This is a genomic window from Gordonia bronchialis DSM 43247 (assembly GCF_000024785.1).
GTDB lineage: Bacteria > Actinomycetota > Actinomycetes > Mycobacteriales > Mycobacteriaceae > Gordonia > Gordonia bronchialis.
Map to the genome: position 1 here is coordinate 3,302,608 of NC_013441.1, position 18,796 is coordinate 3,321,403.

The window sequence follows — 18,796 nt, forward strand, 5'->3', positions numbered from 1 at the left end:
TTAGGCGGCGGCCGCGCCCTCCAGCTCACCGAACATGTCCTGGTTGTGCCCGAAGGCCGCAACCGCCTCGGACACAAGGCGTTCCACCGCGTCGGCGTCGAGCGGCAGACCGTCGAGACGGTCGCGGTAGGCGTCCTTGTACCGCTTGAGTTTGTCGATCCCCTCGAAGCTGTAGAAGCTCAGTGTGGCGTCGTCGAGGCCGTAGTGTTCCCGCATCCGGTGCGCCACGACCTGCCCGCCGGAGAGGTCCCCGAGGTAGCGGGTGTAGTGGTGGGCGACGTAGCGCGCCGGATCGGTGCGGGTGGACTCGATGGCGTCGACGTAGCGCTGCACCGCGGGCAGCGGGGCGACGGTGTCCGGGTCGATCCCGAGGGCGGCCAGGTCCGCGCGGAGCCGAGGAAGGCGGCGCAGCCGTTCGTCGACGACAGCTGCGGCGACCGGGTCGTCGGCCAGGTGATCGCCCACCTCCTCGAGTGTGCGGTACACGAAGTACAGCTGCATGGCCAGGCGGGTGTACTGCGCACCGTCGAGACGCCCGGACATCAGGTCGTCGACGAATCGCGCGCTCTCGGCCTGCTGATGGGCCACTGCGGTTGCTGCGCGCAGGCGTTCGGAGATGGTCGTGGGAAGCTGCGAGGTCGTCATGATGCCACCAGTGTTACCACCACGGCACGATGATCGGAACCCGGGATGTCATGTGTGCTCAACGACGCCGCGGCGAAACCCCGGGTGATGACATGATCCAGCGTGATGAACGGCCGTCGGGAGCGGTTGGCCGGGAAGGTCGGTGAGAAGCCGGCACCGATCTGTTCGGCGGCGTCGGCGAACCCGTCGGTGAGCAACGCGCGGTAGCGGGAGCTGTCCCAGGTGGCGTTGAAATCCCCGGCCGCGACGACGCGTTGCTGCGGGGTGGACCGCAGGTAGTCCCCGAGGGCCCGCAGATCCGAATCCCAACTCGTGACGAACCCGCCCAGTGGGGCGCGCGGATGGATGGCCAGCACCCGCGTGCCCGGCGCTCCCGGCAGATCGGTGACCGCGCTCAGCATCCGGTCCGCGGTCCCGGGCACCGGTGCGGCGCCGACCAGCGGCTGCGCGCTGAGCAGCGCGGTACCCCCGGTCTGCGACACCGGGATGGCATACACGTGCGGGAGGCGGGCGACGATGCGTCCGGCCCGAATGCGTGCCAGCGCCTCGGGTGTCACCTCCTGTAGGGACAGCAGGTCGGCGTGCGAGGAGTCGACGAGCTCGGCGAGCGCCTCGGTGTCGGCCTCGCCGAGACGAAGATTCGCGGTGATCACGGTGAACCGCTCACCCGCCGGCGGACTCTCCCCGATCCACAGCGGCAACTGCGACCATACGAGCGCCAGCGCGGCAAGCACCGCGATACCCAACCAGTTCCACCGGCGCAGGACCGCGAAGACGAGCACCGCCCCGACCGCCGGGATCACCGCGAACGGCACGCGGCTGGTCATCCGCACAGCCGTCGACCAGGTGGACGGGTAGTAGTGCAGGCCCAGGGCCACGATCACAACTGCCAGCGCGATGAAGCCGGACACCAGCGCCGACGTCGAGATCAGTTTGCGCATCGTGCGACGTCCGGGGCCCTCACCTCTCCGATGATGCCACCAGCGTGACGACCACGGCCCGATGGTCCGAACCCGGCAACGCCGCGGTCCGCATCGATGTCGCGACGAAACCACGCGTGATCACATGGTCGATCGCGACCACCGGCTGTCCGCCGAAACGATCCGTCGGGTAGGTCGGCAGAAAGCCGGCGCCCGCCTGTTCGGCGGCGTCGGCGAAACCGAGATCGAGCAGCGCACGGTAGCGCGCGTTGTCCCAGGTGACGTTGAAGTCGCCGGCGACGATCACCGGTCCGGCGGGCAGCGACCGCAGATGTGCCGTGAGGATGTCCATGTCGCGCACCCATACATCGGCCTTGCCGTCCAGCGGGGCACCGGGGTGCACGGCGAGCACCCGGGTACCGGGGGCCCCGGGGAGATCGGTACTGGCCGCCAGGTTGTGCAGGACGGTGCCGTCGATGTTGAAGGGCTCGGTCAGCGGCGTGCGACTCAACAACGCCGTCCCGGCGGCAAGGGGATACGGAATGGCGTACTCGTGGGGCAGCTGCCGGACGATCTGGCTGCCCCGGATACGGGCGAGCGCTTCCGGGGTGACCTCCTGCAGTGACACCAGGTCGGCGTCGGATTCGGCGATCAGCTTCGACAACGCATCGACGTCGGCCTCACCGAACAGCAGGTTGGCGCTCACCACCGTGATCGGTTGACCCGACGGCGCCGAATGCGCCACCCAGAGCGGTGCCTGGGTCATGATCAGCGCGACCGTGGCGCACACCGCGAAGGCGAGCATGAACCACCGGCGCAGCACCCCGAAGATGACGATGGCCACGACCGCCGGGATGACCGCGAACGGGACGACGGCCGTCAGGTAGATGGTGAGCAGACCGCGCGACGGGAAATGATGCAGCCAGAGCGCCACCCCCACCATCGCGAGCAGTATCCATCCGACGACGAGGGTCGCCGCCGAGACATACTTGCGCATCAGACCTCGAGACTCTCTGACCCGAACTCAGACACCGAATACCTTGAGCACCACGGCTTTTGCGCGTCGCGTCACTCGCAGGTAGTGCTCGAGGAACTCGGCGGCCTGATCCTGCGGCCAGCCGGCGGCATAGGCGATCTGACGCAGCTGCCGGCCCGGACCGGGCAACTGGTCGATCGGTTTGCCACGGACCAGGACCAGAGCGTTGCGGGCCTTGGTCGCGGTGATCCACGCGTCCTTGAGCAACGCGACATCGTTCTCGCCGAGCAGCTCGGCAGCACCGATCGCATCCAGCGACTCCAGCGTGGACGTGTTGTGCAGCGACCGGTACCGGTGGGCGTAGCGCAGCTGCAGCAGCTGCACCGTCCACTCGATGTCGGCGAGTCCGCCGCGGCCGAGTTTGGTGTGCGTGGCCGGGTCCGCGCCACGTGGTAGCCGCTCGGCGTCCACGCGGGCCTTGATCCGGCGGATCTCCTTGACGGCTTCGGCGGACACCCCGCCCGCCGGATAGCGGATGCGGTCGGCCATGTGCAGGAAGTCGATACCCAGGTTCTCGTCGCCGGCCACCTGATGGGCGCGCAGCAGCGCCTGTATCTCCCACGGCTGCGCCCACTGGTCGTAGTAGGCGGCATAGGCGGTGAGCGTGCGGACCACCTTTCCGTTGCGTCCCTCCGGGCGCAGTCCGGTGTCCACCTCGAGCGGCGGGTCGTCGCTGGGCGATCCCAGCATCGTTCGCACGTTCTCGGCGATGGTCTGCGACCAGCGCACAGCGGCCGCCTCGTCGACGTCGGGGTTGGGCTGGCACACGAACAACACGTCGGCGTCCGAGCCGTAGCCGAGTTCGCCGCCGCCGAGCCGGCCCATGCCGATCACCGCGATCCGCGCCGGGGCGGGCTCGCCGCGTTCGGCCTCCGAGGCGTTGATCACCACCGTCAGCGCGGCGTTGAGCACCGCCGCCCACACACTCGACAATGCGCGGCACACCTGCGGCACGTCCATCAGACCGAGCACGTCGGCCGAGGCGATCCGGACGAGCTCGGCGCGCCGGTGCGAACGTGCCGCGGCCACCGCGCGTTTGAGGTCCTGCTGCCGCACCGTGGAGGCTATGAGTCCCTTGGCGACGTCTTCGGGACGGACGTCGCAGAGCTTGGGTCCGTCCGGACCGTCGGAGTACTGATGGATGACCTCCGGTGAGCGCATCAGCATGTTCGCGATGTACTCCGAGGTGCCGAGTACCTTCATGAGCCGCTGCGCCACCACACCGTCGTCGCGGAGCAGCCGCAGGAACCAGTCGGCATCCTCCATGACGTCGCACAGACGCCGGTAATTGAGTAGCCCGGCGTCGGGATCGGGTGTGCGACTGATGGTCTCGAGGAGTTGCGGCAGGATCAGCAGTTGGATCTGTCCGCGCCGCCCGGGTGCATTGGACAATGCCCGGATGTGATTCATCGCCCGGTCCGGCTTGGCGTAGCCGAGGGCCGCGAGGCGCCGTTCGGCCGACGAATCCGACAGCGTCAGTTCCTGCGTGTTGAACCGCGTCGCCGCCTCGAGCAGCGGGCGGTAGAACAGCTTCTCGTGCAGGCGACGCACACGCAGACTCTGATGGCGGATCTGTTCGCGCAGTACGCCGGTCGCGTCGAGTTCACCCTCTCGGCGGATGTGCGCCGCGCGCGCGAGCCAGCGCATGCCCTCGTCGTCGTCGAACTCGGGCAGCAAATGGGTGCGCGAGAGTCGCTGCAACTGCAGCCGGTGTTCGAGCAACCGCAGGAATTGGTAGGACGCACCGAGATTCGCGCCGTCGTCGCGTCCCACGTACCCACCTGCGGTGAGGGCGGCGAGTGCGTCGACGGTGGGCATCACCCGCAGACTCTCGTCGATGCGGCCGTGCACCATCTGCAGCAGTTGCACCGCGAACTCGACGTCGCGCAGGCTGCCGCTGCCGAGCTTCAGGTTGCGTGCGCGCAGGTCCTCGGGCACCAGCGATTCCACGCGGCGGCGCATCGCCTGCACCTCCGGTACGAAGTCCTCGCGCTCGGCCGCCTGCCACACCATCGGTTTGACCGCCGCGATGTAGTCGTCGGCGAGTTGCATGTCACCGGTCATCGCGCGGGCCTTGAGCAGCGCCTGGAACTCCCACGTCTTGGCCCACCGTTTGTAGTAGGCGACATGCGATTCCAGGGTGCGGGTCAGCGCACCGGCCTTGCCCTCCGGGCGCAGCGCCGCGTCGACCTCGAAGAAGGCCAGCGATCCCACCCGCATCATCTCGCCCGCGATGCGTGCGGCCACCCCGTCGGCCGGTTCGCTGACGAAGATGATGTCCACGTCGCTGACGTAATTGAGTTCGCGCGCACCGCATTTGCCCATCGCGATCACCGCGAGGCGGACCGGTATCGGCTTGTCGCCGCAGACCTCACGGTAGGCCACCGCCAGCGCGGCGGTCAGTGCCGCGTCGGCCATGTCCGCGAGGTACGCGCCGACCTCCGGGAACCACATCACCGGCTCGTCCTCGACGGTGGAGGCCACGTCGTGCGCCGCGAGACGCAGCATCAGGTTGCGGTAGGCCAGCCGCAGCGCCACCACGGCCTTCGGTCCGGTGAGACCCGCCCGATGAATCCGGTTGCCCTTCTCGAGTTCGCCGGGTTCGGCGATGGCGTCGACCGATTCCAGCATCAGGCGGTCGATCTCATCGCGGTCCGGCAGTTCGTCGTCGAGCAGTAGACGCCAGCTCGCCGGCTCGGCCACGAGATGGTCGGCGAGCGCATCCGAGGACCCGATCACCGCGAACAGCCGGCCCCGAAAACCCTTGTCGGCCCGGATCGCCGCGTCGATCTCCGACCATTCCTCGGCGCCCACCTCGGCATACAGGCGGGTCAGTGTGCGTAGCGCGAGGTCCGCGTCGGGTGAACGCGACAACGACCACAGCACGTCGATCGCGGCCTTGTCGTTCCAGCCCAGCCGGGCGAGGTCGTCGGCGGCCGACTTCTCCAGCAGACCGAGGCGCCCGGGACTGGGCAGCGCACTGCGCCCGGCCGGCCGGCCGGGCGCCGGCCCTGAAACGTTCGTCACACCCCAAACCGTAGCGAGCCGGGACCGAACCGGTAACGGCGGTACCCAGGTGAGCGACGCCTCAGAGCGGCAGGTAGCTCTTCAACTCGAACGGGGTGACGAGGCTGCGGTAGTTGGTCCACTCCGACCATTTGTTGCGCAGGAAGTAGTCGAAGACGTGCTCGCCGAGCGCCTCGGCAACCAGCTCCGACTTCTCCATCTGGTGCAACGCCTCGGCCAGACTGCCGGGAAGCTCCTGGTAACCCATCGCGCGACGCTCGGCCGGGGTCAGCGCCCACACGTCGTCCTCGGCCTCATCGGGCAGCTCGTACCCCTCGGTGATGCCCTTCAGGCCGGCGGCGAGGAGCACCGCGAAGGTCAGGTAGGGGTTGCACGCCGAATCCGGACTGCGGACCTCGACGCGACGCGACGACGCCTTGTTGGGCGTGTACAGCGGCAGCCGGATCAACGCCGAACGGTTGGCTCCACCCCAGGTGGCCGCGGTCGGGGCCTCACCACCGTGGATGAGTCGCTTGTAGCTGTTGACCCACTGGTTGGTGACCGCGCTGATCTCCGCGGCGTGATGCAGGATGCCGGCGATGAACTTCTTGCCGGTGTCCGACAGTTGCATCGGGTCGTCGGGATTGTGGAAGGCGTTGATGTCGCCTTCGAACAGACTCATGTGGGTGTGCATGGCCGAGCCGGGGTGCTCGGAGAACGGCTTGGGCATGAACGTCGCCCACGTACCCTCCCCGATGGCGACCTCTTTGATCACGTACCGGAAGGTCATCACGTTGTCGGCCATCGACAGCGCATCGGCGTAGCGCAGGTCGATCTCCTGCTGGCCGGGCGCGCCCTCGTGATGGGAGAACTCGACGGAGATCCCCATCGACTCGAGCGCCTCGATGGCGTGCCGGCGGAAGTTGGGGGCCGAATCGTGCACGGCCTGGTCGAAGTAGCCGCCGGAATCCGCGGGCACCGGCACACTGCCGTCCAGCGGCGCCTCCTTGAGGAGGAAGAACTCGATCTCGGGGTGCACGTAGCAGCTGAAGCCCTGGTCGGCGGCCTTGTTGAGCTGCCTGCGCAACACGTGCCGGGAATCGGCCCAGCTCGGCGTACCGTCGGGCATCGCGATGTCGCAGAACATCCGGGCCGAGTGGTGACGTCCGGCCGAGGTGGTCCACGGCAGGATCTGGAACGTGGAGGGATCGGGCTTGGCAACCGTGTCGGCCTCCGACACCCGGGAGAGTCCTTCGATCGCCGAACCGTCGAATCCGATGCCCTCGGCGAATGCGCCTTCGAGTTCGGCCGGGGCGATCGCCACCGACTTGAGATAACCGAGGACGTCGGTGAACCATAGGCGGACGAATCGGATGTCGCGCTCTTCGAGGGTCCGCAGCACGAATTCCTTTTGGCGATCCATGATCGCCGACATTAGAAGTAGCCTGTTAAATCCGTGTTACATGCACAATTCGAACTCGATGTCCTGCGGTTTTCGCTGCCCCATCCCATCATCCGGGACGTGGATACGCAATGGTGAGAAGGCCCCGATAACCGGGGGGCCACTGTGACCAATGCCATAGCGACGGCGGGGTTCGACGGCGCTCGGCGGTGAGAGAATCGAGGCTGTCCGTATCAACCCGGGTACCTGCATCAGGACTCGAGGCAGAAAAGAGACAACGATGTCCGAAACTTCGGTCTACGGCGCTGCGCGTCCAGCAGATTCCGCCACCGATTCCCCCGCACGCCCGCGACGCAAGACCCGCGTGCATCATCTCGCCCAGATGAAGTCCGAGGGCGAGAAGTGGTCGATGCTCACCGCCTACGACTACTCCAGCGCCGCCATCTTCGACGAGGCACAGATCCCCGTCCTGCTCGTCGGTGACTCCGCAGCCAACGTGGTGCTCGGATACGACACCACCATCCCGGTCTCGCTCGACGAGATGATCCCGCTGATCCGCGCCGTGGTCCGCGGCGCCCCGCACGCCCTCGTCGTCGCCGACCTGCCGTTCGGCACCTATGAGGCCGGCCCGCAGCAGGCTCTCGAGTCGGCCGTCCGCATCTTCAAGGAGACCGGCGCCCACGCCGTGAAACTCGAAGGCGGAGAACGGGTCGCAGCCCAGATCGCCGCCCTGAGCGCCGCCGGTATCCCGGTGATGGCCCACATCGGTTTCACCCCGCAGAGCGTCAACGGCCTCGGCGGTTTCCGCATACAGGGTCGCGGTGATGCCGGTGATCAGCTCATCGCCGACGCGATCGCCGTCCAGGAGGCCGGCGCCTTCTCGGTGGTCATGGAGATGGTCCCGGCCGACCTCGCCGGTCAGATCACCCGCAAGCTCACCATCCCGACGATCGGCATCGGCGCCGGCAACGAGACCGACGCCCAGGTGCTCGTCTGGCAGGACATGGCCGGAATGACCCACGGCAAAACCGCGAAGTTCGTCAAGCGCTTCGCCGATGTCGGCACCGAATTGCGCAATGCCGCAGCACAATACGCCGACGAGGTACGCCGGGGCGTCTTCCCCGCGCCCGAACACAGCTACTGACGCTCCTCGACCACCCGTCGCGCATGGGCCCTAGGCTTGGGCCCATGCGCGATTTCTATCCTCCGATCGAGCCCTACGCCTCCGGCCACCTCGACGTCGGCGACGGCCAGCAGATCTACTGGGAGACCTCGGGAAATCCCGACGGCAAACCGGCGGTCTTCGTCCACGGTGGTCCCGGCGGCGGGACCTCGCCGGACCAGCGACGCTTCTTCGATCCCGCGCGCTACCGCATCGTGTTGTTCGACCAGCGCAACTGCGGACGGTCCCGGCCCCACGTCGCCGACGGTGCCGATCTGTCGACCAACACCACCGGCCACCTCGTCGCCGACATGGAGGCCCTGCGCACCCATCTCGGCATCGACCGGTGGCAGGTCTTCGGCGGATCATGGGGATCGACGCTCGGCCTCACCTACGCCCAGACCCACCCCGACCGGGTGACCGAACTGGTCCTGCGCGGGATCTTCCTGCTGCGCCGCAGCGAGATCGACTGGTACTACAACGGTGGGGCCGCCCACATCTTCCCCGACCTGTGGGAATCCTACCTGGCACCGATCCCGCACAACGAGCGCGACGGTGACCTCGTCGCCGCCTATCACCGGCTGCTCACCGCCACCGACACCGACACCGCCTACGCGGCCGCCCGGGCATGGACCGGCTGGGAGAAATCCACCAGCCACCTACTGCCCCGGCCTGAATCGGTCGACGACGATGGCGACGGCCCCCGATTCGATCTCGCCTTCGCGTCCATCGAGAACCACTACTTCGTCAACCACGGCTTCCTCGACGACGGTCAGCTGTTGCGCGACATCGGACGCATCGCGCACATCCCGGGCGTCATCGTGCAGGGCCGCTACGACGTGGTGTGCCCAGTCCGCAGCGCCTGGGATCTGCACCGGGCATGGCCGGACGCCGAACTCCACATCGTCGACGACGCGGGGCACGCATCCTTCGAACCCGGCATCAAACACCACCTGATCGAGGCGACCGACCGGTTTGCCCGATAGCGGCCGCGACGTAGGGCGTGTCTCTCAGTTCCACTGCGAGGGATTGGCGGAATCGATTGTGCCCTGGCAAGGCGGAGGAGAGAGCGATAGCAGCGCTATCGTGATTCGACGACAACGCAGCCAGGGTGCAATCGAGCCGCCAAGACCCGCAAAGGGAATTGGGAGACACGCCCTAATACACTGGCGGCACTGACGTCGTCGACAGGAGGACACGTGGCCGCATCCGAACAGATCGAGGTCGAGCTCAAGTTCGACGTGGATGCCGGCCATGCCGCCCCGGATCTCCGCGCCCTGCCGGGTGTGGTCTCGGCCACCGATCCGGAGACGTTTGCTTTGGACGCAACGTATTTCGACACCGAAGCGCTGGATCTGGCGGGCAACGCCATCACCATGCGTCGGCGTACCGGCGGTCCCGACGCCGGCTGGCACCTCAAACGTCCGACGACGGTGCGTGGCGCCCGCCGCGAGACCCGGCTCACCTTCGACGACGCACCCGCAGACGGCGACATCCCGGCCGATCTGCTCACCCCGGTACTGGCGCTCACCCGCTCCCGGCCGTTGGCGCCGGTGGCCGTGATCTCCACCTCACGCACGGTGACCGTCCTCATCGGCGCCGACGGCGTCCGCCTCGCCGAGGTCGCCGAGGACCTGGTGACCGCGCAGTCGCTTTTGCCCGGCGGACACCATCAGCAGTGGGCGGAATGGGAATTCGAGCTCATCGAGGGTGACGCCCGCCTTCTGAAGGCGGCCGCCAAGGTACTGCGGTCGGCCGGCGGGCGCGAACCGTCGAGCGCCTCCAAACTCGCCCGCGCCATCGGATCGACGCCGACGGTACACAAGCCGCGACTCTCCAAGAGGCCCACCGCACTCGAACTCGTCATCACCGACGTCGCACTGCACCGCAACGCGCTCATCGCCTACGACCCGCTCGTCCGGATCGACGCCGAAGACGCCGTCCACCAGATGCGGGTGTCCACTCGTCGCCTGCGCAGCGTCCTCTCCGGTTTTCCGACGGTCCTGGACTCGGTTCGCACCGAGCACCTCAACGCCGAGTTGAAGTTGCTGGCCCAGATCCTCGGCGACGCACGCGATTCCGAGGTCCAGCTGGCCCTCGACGAGGCCCTGCTACGGGACGAACCGGCCTCGGCCGCACTCATCGCCGAGTTGGCGGGGACCCAGACCGCCGCGCACGATCGGGCGCTTCGCCATGCGCATTCGGCGATGTCGTCGAACCGCTATTTCACGCTGCTCGACGCGATCGACGAACTCATCGCGGCGCCCCCGCCCGGCCCCGACGCCGAGATCCCGGCCACCGAAGCCGTCGACAAGGCGATCGCGAAGAGCCGCAAGCACATCGAGAAGGCACAGAAGCGTCTGGCCGAGCTACCGGAGGGCTCCGACGACTGGGAGGAGCAGCTGCACACCATCCGCAAGCGGGCCAAGCGGCTGCGGTACAGCATCGACGCCGCCGAACCACTCGGACGGAAGAAGGACAAGAAGATCGGCGCCGCCGCCAAAGCGATCCAATCGGCGCTCGGTGACTTCAACGACGCCCGTATCAACCGGACCCGCTTGGCCGAGCTGGCTGCCAGTGGCCGGCTCTCGGGGGAGGACATGTTCGTCCTGGGCCGCATCGACGCCCGGCTCGAGGCCGACACCGAAACGGCCATCGCCGACTACCGCAAGGCCGCCAAGAAGCTCTGAGTACCCACCCCACCGCCGGCCCCGACTGCCGGCGCAACCAGCAGTGGGGCGAAGCTCAACCAACGCGTGGGGCCGGCGCGAAACTCACCTTCCGTTCGACGGGATCTGCCGCGGTCAGGGTGACCGGCAGCCGGGTCCCCTGCTCGAGTGTGCCGTCGCACGATGCGAGGACCGCCGGTTCCTCGATGAAGATCTGGGCCGGTCGTTTGCCGTCGGCCTGCGCCAGCACCACCGCGTCGAAGCGCTCGCCCACCCGATCTTCGAGGACCACCGCCTCGGTGAGGTCGATGCTCTCGCGATCGGCCGACGCCCCGAGCGAGTCGGCGGCGCGCAGGATCTTCGGCAATGTGGGCAGCGCCCGGATCACCCAGTCGGGCACCGGTTGTCCGGCGGTGACCGCCAAACAGACCTCGGTGGCGAAGCGATCCCCGAGTCGACGCAGCGGCGCGGTGACGTGGGCGTAGACACCGCCGATCGCGGCGTGCACCATCTCGTCGGCGGCCGGTGGCGCTACCCCGTCGCCGAGCGCGAGGTAGCCGGCGCCGCGCATCAGCCCGGCGGCGTGCGACATCAGCGCGAGGGTGGCGGGCATATCTGGCGGAAGGCCGGCGAGGAACTGTCCGGGGGTCTGATCGTCGGGCCACCCGACGCCGAGTGCTCGTGCGGTGGCTCGCAGGTCGGCGACGGCCTGCGCGGGAGCCGGCGGCAGGGTGCGCAGCAGGCCGATCCCGGCGTCACGCATGATCTCACCCGCGCACCGTCCGGTCAGCAGTGACAACTGCGAATTCCACAGATCGGCCGGGGTGCGCGGCGCGATCTGCAACACCCAGCGCCCGTCGACGTCGCGCACCACCTCCTGGTCGGGCAGATCGAGTTCGATCGCCCCGCCGGCCAGTGCGACGCGCCGGCGCAGCTCGCCGAACTCGGGCAGCGCGGTGATCGAGGGATGCAGACGGCCTGCGGCCGCGTCGGTGGCCACCCCGGCGTAGTCGAGTCGCGCCACCGACCGCACCCGGGCGCGCCGCACGTCGACGTCGGTGACCGCACCCTCGCGGGTGACCCGGATCGTCCACAGCACACACGGCCGAACCTGTTCGGGCAGAAGCGATCCCGCCCCCTCGGAGAGTGCCCGCGGATGCAGCGGCACCGATCCGTCGGGAAAGTAGACGGTGGTGCCCCGGCGTCGGCTCTCCTGATCAAGCGCACCCTCTGGCTGCATCAGCGCGGCCACGTCGGCGATCGCGTAGTGGACGGTGTAACCGTCGGCGTCGGCGGCCAGGTGCACGGCCTGGTCGAGATCCATCGATCCGGGCGGGTCGATCGTGACGAACGGGAGGTCGGTGCGGTCCTCCCGTTCGTCACCGAACCGGTCGGTCGCCGCCGCGGCCTCGGCGAGCGCGGCATCACCGTAGTCCTCGCTCACCCCGAGCTCACCGCGGATCGCATCGAAGTCGATATCGGGTGCCGAGAGTCTGCGTTGCACGACTTCGACCCTAACCGCCGAACCCGCGTCGGCGACGGTGGCTTATCCTGACGGGGCGAACGAGTCGGCCGGGCGGCCGCGGCGCACGGAACGGCCAGCTCACTGGTACGCCGCGCGCCGAGGAAAGTCCGGACTCCACAGAGCAGGGTGGTTGTCAACGGCAACCCGGGGTGACCCGCGGGACAGTGCCACAGAGAACAGACCGCCGGCCGCGAGGCCGGTAAGGGTGAAACGGTGCGGTAAGAGCGCACCAGCGGAGCGGGTGACCGTTCCGGCTAGGTAAACCCCACCCGGAGCAAGGCCGAAGCACGGATCGCGGCGTGACGCCGGGATGCGTGTGCGCGGGCGTCATGAGGGCTGCTCGCCCCAGCCCGCGGGTGGGCCGCTCGAGGTGCCCGGCGACGGTGCACCCAGATGGATGGTCGCCACCGTCCGAGCGAATTGTCGCCGGACGGGACAGGATCCGGCTTACACGCCGGCTCGTTCGCCCACCCCGTCACGGTCGGGGGTCAGCGCAGATGCGAGGTGTCGTTGACGAGGCGCACCACCGACCCGCCGTCGTCGAAGAACTCCGCGATGGAGATCGACGCGAGATCGAGGTGCAGGCGGAACAGCAGTTCCGGTCCGACGCGCAGCGCCTCCCGCAGCAACGACTTGATCGGTGTGACATGGGAGACCACCACCACGGTCTGACCCGGATACCGTTGAACGAGTTCGTCTTTGACGTCGGACACGCGTTTCGCGACGGCCGCGAAGCTCTCCCCGCCCGGGGCGGGCACCTCCACGTCGCCCAGCCACCGTGCGTGCACGTGCGGGTCACGCGCGGCCGCCTCGGTGAACGTCAGGCCCTCCCACTCGCCGAAGTCGGTCTCGATGAGTCCCTCGTGTTCGTCGACGTCGACACCGATCCGCTCGGCGACGGCGCCCGCGGTCTGCAGGGTGCGTCGCAGCGGTGAGGAGACGACGGCCGCGATCTCCCCGTCGCCGGCGTGCGCCAAGGAACCGAAGGCGGCAGCGGCGGCCTGCGCCTGCCGGCGTCCGGTCTCGGTCAGCTCCGGATTGCCGCGTCCGGAATACCGGCGATCCACCGACAGCGCGGTCTGCCCGTGCCGCAGCAGGATCACCCGCGTCGCGGCCCCCCGCTGCCCCTGCCAGGACGGTGCCATCGGCTACAGCCCGGAATCGGCGGTGCGGACCAGGATCGCGCCGCACTCATCGCACCGGATCACCTCGTCTGGGGCGGCTGCGGCAATGCGGGCGATGGTGCCGCGGTCGAGTTCCATCCGGCACGCACCGCATCGGCGTGCCTGCAACTTGCCCGCGCCGATCCGGCCCGCCGAGCGCTGACGGTCGTAGGTGGCCAACAACTCCGGGTCGATCGTCGCGGCCAGGCCGGCACGCCGCTCCCGCACGCCGTCGAGGTCCTCGTCGATGACGGCGATCGACTTCTCCCGACCGGCCCGCAACTCGGCGAGCCGTCCCTCGAGGTGGTCGATGGTGGCCGCCGCCCGCGTCCGCTCGGCCTCGGTCGCCTCCTGCCGCTCCATCACGGCGAGCAGATCGTCTTCGAGGGCGGCCCGGCGCCGGCCGAGTCCGGCGAGTTCGTGCTGGAGTTCGGAGAGCGCCTTGGGTGCCAGTCCCCCGGCCGTCAGCAGAGCCGAGTCCTTCTGTTCCCGCGCCGCCATCCCGGTGACCTCGGAATCGATCCGACGATACTCACGCCCGAGGTCCTCCCCGGCCATCTCGGAACGCACCAGATCATCGCGTGCCGCCTCCAGCGCGCTGGTCACCTCGGCGATCTCGGCATCCTCCGGAAGCTTCGAACGACGGTGTTGCAGGCGGGCGATCTCGGCGTCGGCGTCCGCGAGGTCCAGCACCAGTCGCTGGGCACCGGCGTCCACTTTCATTGCGGCCTCCTGAGTTCGGGCATCTCACAACCGTACGCGTCGGGCACCGTCGTACCGCAGGCGCCGTCGTACCGCAGAGACCCGAGACCCGGCCGATCGCGCCGAATCTATTGCGCCCGGTGGTGCCCGACGAACGGATCGGTGGGGCGGTCGTAGACGTCGGCCACCACGCCCAGCCGATCGGTGAGCATCTCGGCCGCCTGTGTGCACCACGGGAATTCGGTCGCCCAGTGACCGGCGTCGATCAGTGCCGGGCCCCCGGCGCGCAACGCCTCGTCGGCCGGGTGGTGGCGCAGGTCGGCGGTCACGTACACATCGACGCCGAGCCGACGCACCACCTCGAGCAGCGAGTCACCCGCGCCGCCGCACACCGCGACCGCCGTGACCGTGGTGTCCGGATCACCGGCCACCCGCACACCCCAGGGGCTGTTCAGTCGAGCGGCCACCGTCGCAGTGAACTCGGCCAGCGTGACCGGTTCGGCGAGCCGGCCGACCCGTCCTAGTCCGACGTCGCTGTCGACGTCGGCGAGCTCGAGGATGTCGAAGGCGGGCTCCTCATACGGATGCGCGGAGCGCAGGGCCCCGAGAACCGCGGCGCGCAGGCCGCGAGCGGCGACCATCTCCACCCGGGCCTCATCGACATGCGTGCGCATGCCGATCTCCCCGATGGCCGGCGTCGCCCGTTCCTGCGGTTCGAACTGCCCGGTGCCCACCACCGACCATGCGCAGTCGCGATAGTCGCCGATGGCGCCCGCGCCGGCCGCGAACATCGCCTCGCTGACCTGCTCGGCGTTGCCCTCGGACACCATCACCACCCATTTGTCCATCGGCACAACGGGTATGGGCTCGATCGGGGTGGTGTCGAGCACGCCGAGAAGATCGGCCAACGCGTCCGAGACGCCCGGACGGGCACTGTCGGCGTTGGTGTGCGCGGTCAGCAGCGCGATCCGATTGCGGATGAGCCGGTGCACGATCCGGCCCTTGGGGGTGTCGGCGGCCACCGAATCCACCCCCCGCAGCAGCAGCGGATGGTGGGCCAGCACTAGGCCGGCCCCTTGTCGCACAGCGACATCCACCACGTCGTCGGTGACGTCCACACAGACCAGCACACGCCGCACATCGTCGTCGGGGTCACCGCACACCAGTCCCACCGAGTCCCAGCTCTGCGCCAGGGCGCGCGGATAGGACTCGTCGAGCACGGTCACCACGTCGGCCACCGATACGCCTTGTGCCCGGTCACCGGTCATCGTCGATCTCCTGTCGTGTCACTGTGTCTGCCGAATCGAGGTGATTGCCGTCGTGAGGGCGACGACCTGGTCGATCGGCCGGACCGCCAACCGCAGATGATCCGGCCCGAGTCCGACGAAATTGGCGCAACTGCGGACCGCGAATCCGTGGTCGGCGAGCCGCTGTTTGAGTGGGAGGGCGTCGTCGGCCGACACCAGGACGAAGGGGGCGCGGGGCTCGGCGAGCACACCGAATCCGGCCCGCTCGAGTTCATCGCACATCCGGGCGCGTTCGCTCTCGACGGCGCGTGCCTGCTCGGCGCAGTAGCGCTCGCCGCGTTCCCCCGCGCAGGCGACGAGCGCCGCGAGCGCCGGGGTGGCCAACGGCCACGGCCGACGGCCCGCGCTGAGCCGGGCGATCACCTCGGGCGCCGCCAGCAGATAGCCCGCCCGGAGCCCCGCCAGTCCGAAAGTCTTTGTGACGCTGCGGATCACGATCACATCGGGCCACCGATGCCGGGCCAGTGAGGCTGGCTCGCGCGTTCCGTCGGGACCCAGGGTGAGGTCGGCGAACGCCTCGTCGACGACGATCAGGCGTCCCGGGCGTCGTAGCGCGGCTATCGCCGACACCGGATGCAGCACCGACGTCGGGTTGGTCGGATTGCCCACCACCAGCAGGTCCGCGTCGTCGGGTACCTCGGCGTCGGCGAGCTGATAGGGCGCGGGCAGCACCACCTGCGTGACCGGAATCCCGGCGGCCCGCAACACCAGTTCCGGCTCGGTGAACGAGGGCTGGATCAGGGCGGCGTGGCGGGGCCGCAACCGGGGCAGCATCTCGAAGCCGTCGGCCGCCCCAGCCAGCAGCAGCACCTCCTCGACCGGACGGGCGTGCGCCGACGCGACGGTCGCCACGGCCTGCGACTCGTCGTCGTGGGAGGGGTAGCGCGCCAGGTCGCCGAGGCGCGCTCGCACCGCCTCGATCACGAACTCCGGTGGGACGCCACGCACGTTGACCGCGAAATCCACCAGCCCCGGACGCGCATCACGATCACCGTGCCGGTCGAGAGCGTAGAGGCCGCCCGTCGCATCGGTTGCCGCCCGATTCAACCCGGATGTCATGTCACTCGACATTACGTGCACGATGAACGAGTGACTTCGTTGCCAGACCCCCGTGACCCGGCCACCATCCTCCTCGTCGATCTCGACGGCACGATCACCGACAGCTTCGAGGGCATCGCCAACAGTTTTCGCCACGCACTCGCCGCCGTCGGCGCCCCCGAGCCCGCCCCGGAAGTGGTGCGCGGCATCGCGGGTCCCCCGATGATCGACTCCCTGCACGCGCTCGGCCTGTCCCCCGAGGTCGCCGACGATGCGATGCGCGCCTACCGCAGCCGCTACACCGAGACCGGCTGGCTGGAGAACTCCGTCTACGAGGGGATGGACGCGGTCCTGGCCGATCTCGCCGCCGCCGGACGCACGCTCGCGCTCGCGACCTCGAAGAACCAGACCACCGCCCGCGCCATCCTGGAACACTTCGGACTGGCCGGGTACTTCCAGGTGATCGCGGGTGCCAGCGACGACGGCACCCGCCGCCACAAGGCCGACGTCATCGAACACGCCCTGACCGAACTGGGCATCGGCCTCGATCCGTCGACGCGGCGGCCGCGGGTGCCGGTGGTGATGATCGGCGACCGCAGCCACGACGTCGACGGCGCCGCCCGGTTCGGCATTCCGGCAATCCTGGTCGGATGGGGTTACTCTCAGGTAGGGGAAGGCCGCCACGCGACGTGGCCTGTTGCATCGACAGCGGATCTGCGCGAGGTATTGGGTGTCTGAACGGCTACACATCTGTTTCGTCTGTACCGGCAACATCTGCAGGTCACCGATGGCACAGAACATCTTTCTCCGCGCCCTCGAGGAGCAGGGGCTGACCGGGGAGATCCGGGTCTCCAGCTGCGGAACCAGCGGATGGCACACCGGTGAACCCGCCGACAACCGGGCCCGCACCGAACTCTTGGCCCACGGCTACTCCGATGCCCACGTCGCCGCACAGCTCGGTCCCGAGCACTATGAGGCGGATCTGCTGGTCGCCATGGACTCCGGGCACGTGCACGAACTCGAACGCAAACGCCTCGGCGACCGGGTCCGGCTACTGCGCTCCTTCGATCCGACGGCCGATCCCGCCGATCTCGACCTGTCCGACCCGTATTACGGCGGCACCGAGGACTTCACCGTGACACGCGAGCAGATCGAGAAGTCGATGCCCGGGCTCGTCGTCTGGGCCGTCGACCGGCTGGCCTGACTCGCCTCACGCCTGCGGCATCACCAGGTTGTGCACGAACTTGATCTTCTCGAGCACCTTTGCGGGCAGCACGAACGGGTACAGATCCGGGTGGCCCATGGACCGGTTGATCTGGTTGAGCGCCCAGGTCAGCGGCAGCCACCACTCGACGATCTGCTCGAAGCCGACGTCGCCGGGCAGGATGCCGTCGAGTGTGGCGCCCGCCGGTGCCATCGCGAACGCCGCCGCGGTGTCCAGGGTGTCGCGGATGTGCAGGTAGTGGGCGAAGGTCTCGGCAAAATCCTCGGCGGGATGCATCGTCGCGTACGACGACACGAAGTTCTGCTCCCACCCGGCCGGCGCACCCTGCGAGTAGTGACGGTCGAGGGCGGCCTGATAGTCCTCGTCGGGGTTGCCGAACAGCGCCTCGAAGCCGGCTCGGGCCGAGTCGAGGAAGACGAGCTGGTAGTAGTGGCCGATCTCGTGCCGGAAATGCCCGAGCACCGTGCGGTACTGCTCGGCGAGTTCCACCCGCATCTGTTCGCGATGCACGTCGTCACCTTCGGCGAGATCGAGGGTGATGACACCGTTCGCGTGGCCGGTGACGACCGGCTCGCGGGCGCTCGAGAGCAGGTCGAAGGCGAGGCCCGTGTCGGGATCCTCGTCACGCCCGCGGATCGGCAGGCCCAGCTCGTCGAGCTCCAGGATCAGCCGGCGTTTGGCCGTCTCGGCCTGCCCGTAGGCGGGCAGCGCGTCGGTGTCGTCGTCGGCCGGACGCGTCCGGGTCAACCGGCACGACGCGCAGAGCTCCGACTTGCCGGTCCATTCGACCAGCCAATTACATTGCGCCACTTTGTTGTTCGCACACCGCTCGACGAGGACACCGTCGACCTCGGTGCGCTCCTTCTCGTCGAGCACGTAGATCGACCGAGTCGGCAACCAGAACCCGAGCGGGCTCTTGCAATGCAGGCAGAGGCTGTTCTCGAAGGAAAGGCGTTGTCCGCATTTGCGGCATAAGAAGTCGCGCATTGGTTCCAC

16 protein-coding genes and 1 other RNA gene are annotated in these 18,796 nt (G+C 68.7%); 6 read left to right on the top strand and 11 right to left on the bottom strand.

The window, feature by feature from the left end; translation table 11 throughout:
- The 5 genes from GBRO_RS15330 to glnA all read right to left on the bottom strand — a co-directional run bounded on the left by GBRO_RS15330 (position 1) and on the right by glnA (position 7,030).
- On the bottom strand, positions 1 to 645 hold the full coding sequence (locus GBRO_RS15330; RefSeq protein ID WP_012834807.1) for a biliverdin-producing heme oxygenase: 645 nt from the start codon (positions 643 to 645) through the stop codon (positions 1 to 3).
- On the bottom strand, positions 642 to 1,586 hold the full coding sequence (locus GBRO_RS15335; protein WP_012834808.1) for an endonuclease/exonuclease/phosphatase family protein: 945 nt from the start codon (positions 1,584 to 1,586) through the stop codon (positions 642 to 644). Before GBRO_RS15335 ends, GBRO_RS15330 begins: the two co-directional genes overlap by 4 nt.
- A 19-nt stretch (positions 1,587 to 1,605) precedes the next feature.
- Positions 1,606 to 2,562 carry an endonuclease/exonuclease/phosphatase family protein gene (locus GBRO_RS15340; RefSeq protein ID WP_012834809.1) on the bottom strand — a complete coding sequence of 319 codons (957 nt, stop codon included), beginning with the start codon at positions 2,560 to 2,562 and terminating at the stop codon, positions 1,606 to 1,608.
- 27 nt (positions 2,563 to 2,589) lie between these two features.
- Positions 2,590 to 5,628 carry a bifunctional [glutamine synthetase] adenylyltransferase/[glutamine synthetase]-adenylyl-L-tyrosine phosphorylase gene (locus tag GBRO_RS15345; RefSeq protein WP_012834810.1) on the bottom strand — a complete coding sequence of 1,013 codons (3,039 nt, stop codon included), beginning with the start codon at positions 5,626 to 5,628 and terminating at the stop codon, positions 2,590 to 2,592.
- Between the two features lie 61 nt (positions 5,629 to 5,689).
- On the bottom strand, positions 5,690 to 7,030 hold the full coding sequence (gene glnA, locus GBRO_RS15350) for a type I glutamate--ammonia ligase (protein ID WP_041920578.1): 1,341 nt from the start codon (positions 7,028 to 7,030) through the stop codon (positions 5,690 to 5,692).
- Between the two features lie 259 nt (positions 7,031 to 7,289).
- Here glnA and panB point away from each other — a divergent pair, with 259 nt between their 5' ends.
- From panB to GBRO_RS15365, 3 genes are all read left to right on the top strand, one after another.
- Positions 7,290 to 8,153, top strand: coding sequence for a 3-methyl-2-oxobutanoate hydroxymethyltransferase (panB, locus tag GBRO_RS15355; protein ID WP_012834812.1), 864 nt, complete (start codon positions 7,290 to 7,292; stop codon positions 8,151 to 8,153).
- Between the two features lie 44 nt (positions 8,154 to 8,197).
- A complete protein-coding gene (gene pip / locus GBRO_RS15360) occupies positions 8,198 to 9,157 on the top strand; it encodes a prolyl aminopeptidase (RefSeq protein WP_012834813.1) in 960 nt (319 codons plus the stop codon).
- 213 nt (positions 9,158 to 9,370) lie between these two features.
- Positions 9,371 to 10,861: a CYTH and CHAD domain-containing protein gene (locus GBRO_RS15365; RefSeq protein ID WP_012834814.1), complete on the top strand. Its 1,491-nt coding sequence runs from the start codon at positions 9,371 to 9,373 to the stop codon at positions 10,859 to 10,861.
- Positions 10,862 to 10,916: 55 nt separating this feature from the next.
- On the opposite strand, the gene GBRO_RS15370 is transcribed toward GBRO_RS15365, so the two are convergent.
- Positions 10,917 to 12,344, bottom strand: coding sequence for an RNB domain-containing ribonuclease (locus GBRO_RS15370; protein ID WP_012834815.1), 1,428 nt, complete (start codon positions 12,342 to 12,344; stop codon positions 10,917 to 10,919).
- Between the two features lie 60 nt (positions 12,345 to 12,404).
- Between GBRO_RS15370 and rnpB the strand changes: the two genes are divergently transcribed.
- An RNA gene (rnpB, locus tag GBRO_RS24900) (RNase P RNA component class A) lies at positions 12,405 to 12,831 on the top strand.
- A 22-nt stretch (positions 12,832 to 12,853) separates the two neighbouring features.
- Here rnpB and GBRO_RS15375 read toward each other — a convergent pair.
- The 4 genes from GBRO_RS15375 to cobC all read right to left on the bottom strand — a co-directional run bounded on the left by GBRO_RS15375 (position 12,854) and on the right by cobC (position 16,596).
- Positions 12,854 to 13,510 (bottom strand): histidine phosphatase family protein, encoded by a 657-nt coding sequence (locus GBRO_RS15375; RefSeq protein WP_012834816.1) that lies wholly within the window; start codon positions 13,508 to 13,510, stop codon positions 12,854 to 12,856.
- Positions 13,511 to 13,513: 3 nt separating this feature from the next.
- Positions 13,514 to 14,251 carry a zinc ribbon domain-containing protein gene (locus GBRO_RS15380; RefSeq protein ID WP_012834817.1) on the bottom strand — a complete coding sequence of 246 codons (738 nt, stop codon included), beginning with the start codon at positions 14,249 to 14,251 and terminating at the stop codon, positions 13,514 to 13,516.
- A 107-nt stretch (positions 14,252 to 14,358) separates the two neighbouring features.
- Positions 14,359 to 15,498, bottom strand: a complete 1,140-nt coding sequence (locus tag GBRO_RS15385; RefSeq protein WP_012834818.1) for a Nif3-like dinuclear metal center hexameric protein — start codon at positions 15,496 to 15,498, stop codon at positions 14,359 to 14,361.
- An 18-nt stretch (positions 15,499 to 15,516) separates the two neighbouring features.
- Positions 15,517 to 16,596 (bottom strand): Rv2231c family pyridoxal phosphate-dependent protein CobC, encoded by a 1,080-nt coding sequence (cobC, locus tag GBRO_RS26550; RefSeq protein WP_052298417.1) that lies wholly within the window; start codon positions 16,594 to 16,596, stop codon positions 15,517 to 15,519.
- Positions 16,597 to 16,626: 30 nt separating this feature from the next.
- Between cobC and GBRO_RS26555 the strand changes: the two genes are divergently transcribed.
- Both GBRO_RS26555 and GBRO_RS15400 read left to right on the top strand, forming a co-directional pair.
- Positions 16,627 to 17,313 (top strand): HAD hydrolase-like protein, encoded by a 687-nt coding sequence (locus GBRO_RS26555; protein ID WP_012834820.1) that lies wholly within the window; start codon positions 16,627 to 16,629, stop codon positions 17,311 to 17,313.
- A complete protein-coding gene (locus GBRO_RS15400; protein ID WP_012834821.1) occupies positions 17,306 to 17,779 on the top strand; it encodes a low molecular weight protein-tyrosine-phosphatase in 474 nt (157 codons plus the stop codon). The genes GBRO_RS26555 and GBRO_RS15400 overlap by 8 nt, the downstream gene beginning before the upstream one ends.
- Before the next feature lie 6 nt (positions 17,780 to 17,785).
- Here GBRO_RS15400 and GBRO_RS15405 read toward each other — a convergent pair whose 3' ends face one another.
- Positions 17,786 to 18,787 (bottom strand): zinc-binding metallopeptidase family protein, encoded by a 1,002-nt coding sequence (locus GBRO_RS15405; RefSeq protein ID WP_041919924.1) that lies wholly within the window; start codon positions 18,785 to 18,787, stop codon positions 17,786 to 17,788.
- Between the last annotated feature and the right edge of the window lie 9 nt (positions 18,788 to 18,796).

Excerpts from the sequence above, each read along its gene's own strand:
- GBRO_RS15330 (WP_012834807.1), bottom strand. The coding sequence starts at position 645 with ATGACGACCTCGCAGCTTCCCACGACCATCTCCGAACGCCTGCGCGCA.
- GBRO_RS15335 (WP_012834808.1), bottom strand. The coding sequence starts at position 1,586 with ATGCGCAAACTGATCTCGACGTCGGCGCTGGTGTCCGGCTTCATCGCG.
- GBRO_RS15340 (WP_012834809.1), bottom strand. The coding sequence starts at position 2,562 with ATGCGCAAGTATGTCTCGGCGGCGACCCTCGTCGTCGGATGGATACTG.
- glnA (WP_041920578.1), bottom strand. The coding sequence starts at position 7,030 with ATGGATCGCCAAAAGGAATTCGTGCTGCGGACCCTCGAAGAGCGCGAC.
- panB (WP_012834812.1), top strand. The coding sequence starts at position 7,290 with ATGTCCGAAACTTCGGTCTACGGCGCTGCGCGTCCAGCAGATTCCGCC.
- pip (WP_012834813.1), top strand. The coding sequence starts at position 8,198 with ATGCGCGATTTCTATCCTCCGATCGAGCCCTACGCCTCCGGCCACCTC.
- GBRO_RS15375 (WP_012834816.1), bottom strand. The coding sequence starts at position 13,510 with ATGGCACCGTCCTGGCAGGGGCAGCGGGGGGCCGCGACGCGGGTGATC.
- GBRO_RS15380 (WP_012834817.1), bottom strand. The coding sequence starts at position 14,251 with ATGAAAGTGGACGCCGGTGCCCAGCGACTGGTGCTGGACCTCGCGGAC.
- GBRO_RS15385 (WP_012834818.1), bottom strand. The coding sequence starts at position 15,498 with ATGACCGGTGACCGGGCACAAGGCGTATCGGTGGCCGACGTGGTGACC.
- cobC (WP_052298417.1), bottom strand. The coding sequence starts at position 16,596 with ATGACATCCGGGTTGAATCGGGCGGCAACCGATGCGACGGGCGGCCTC.
- GBRO_RS15405 (WP_041919924.1), bottom strand. The coding sequence starts at position 18,787 with ATGCGCGACTTCTTATGCCGCAAATGCGGACAACGCCTTTCCTTCGAG.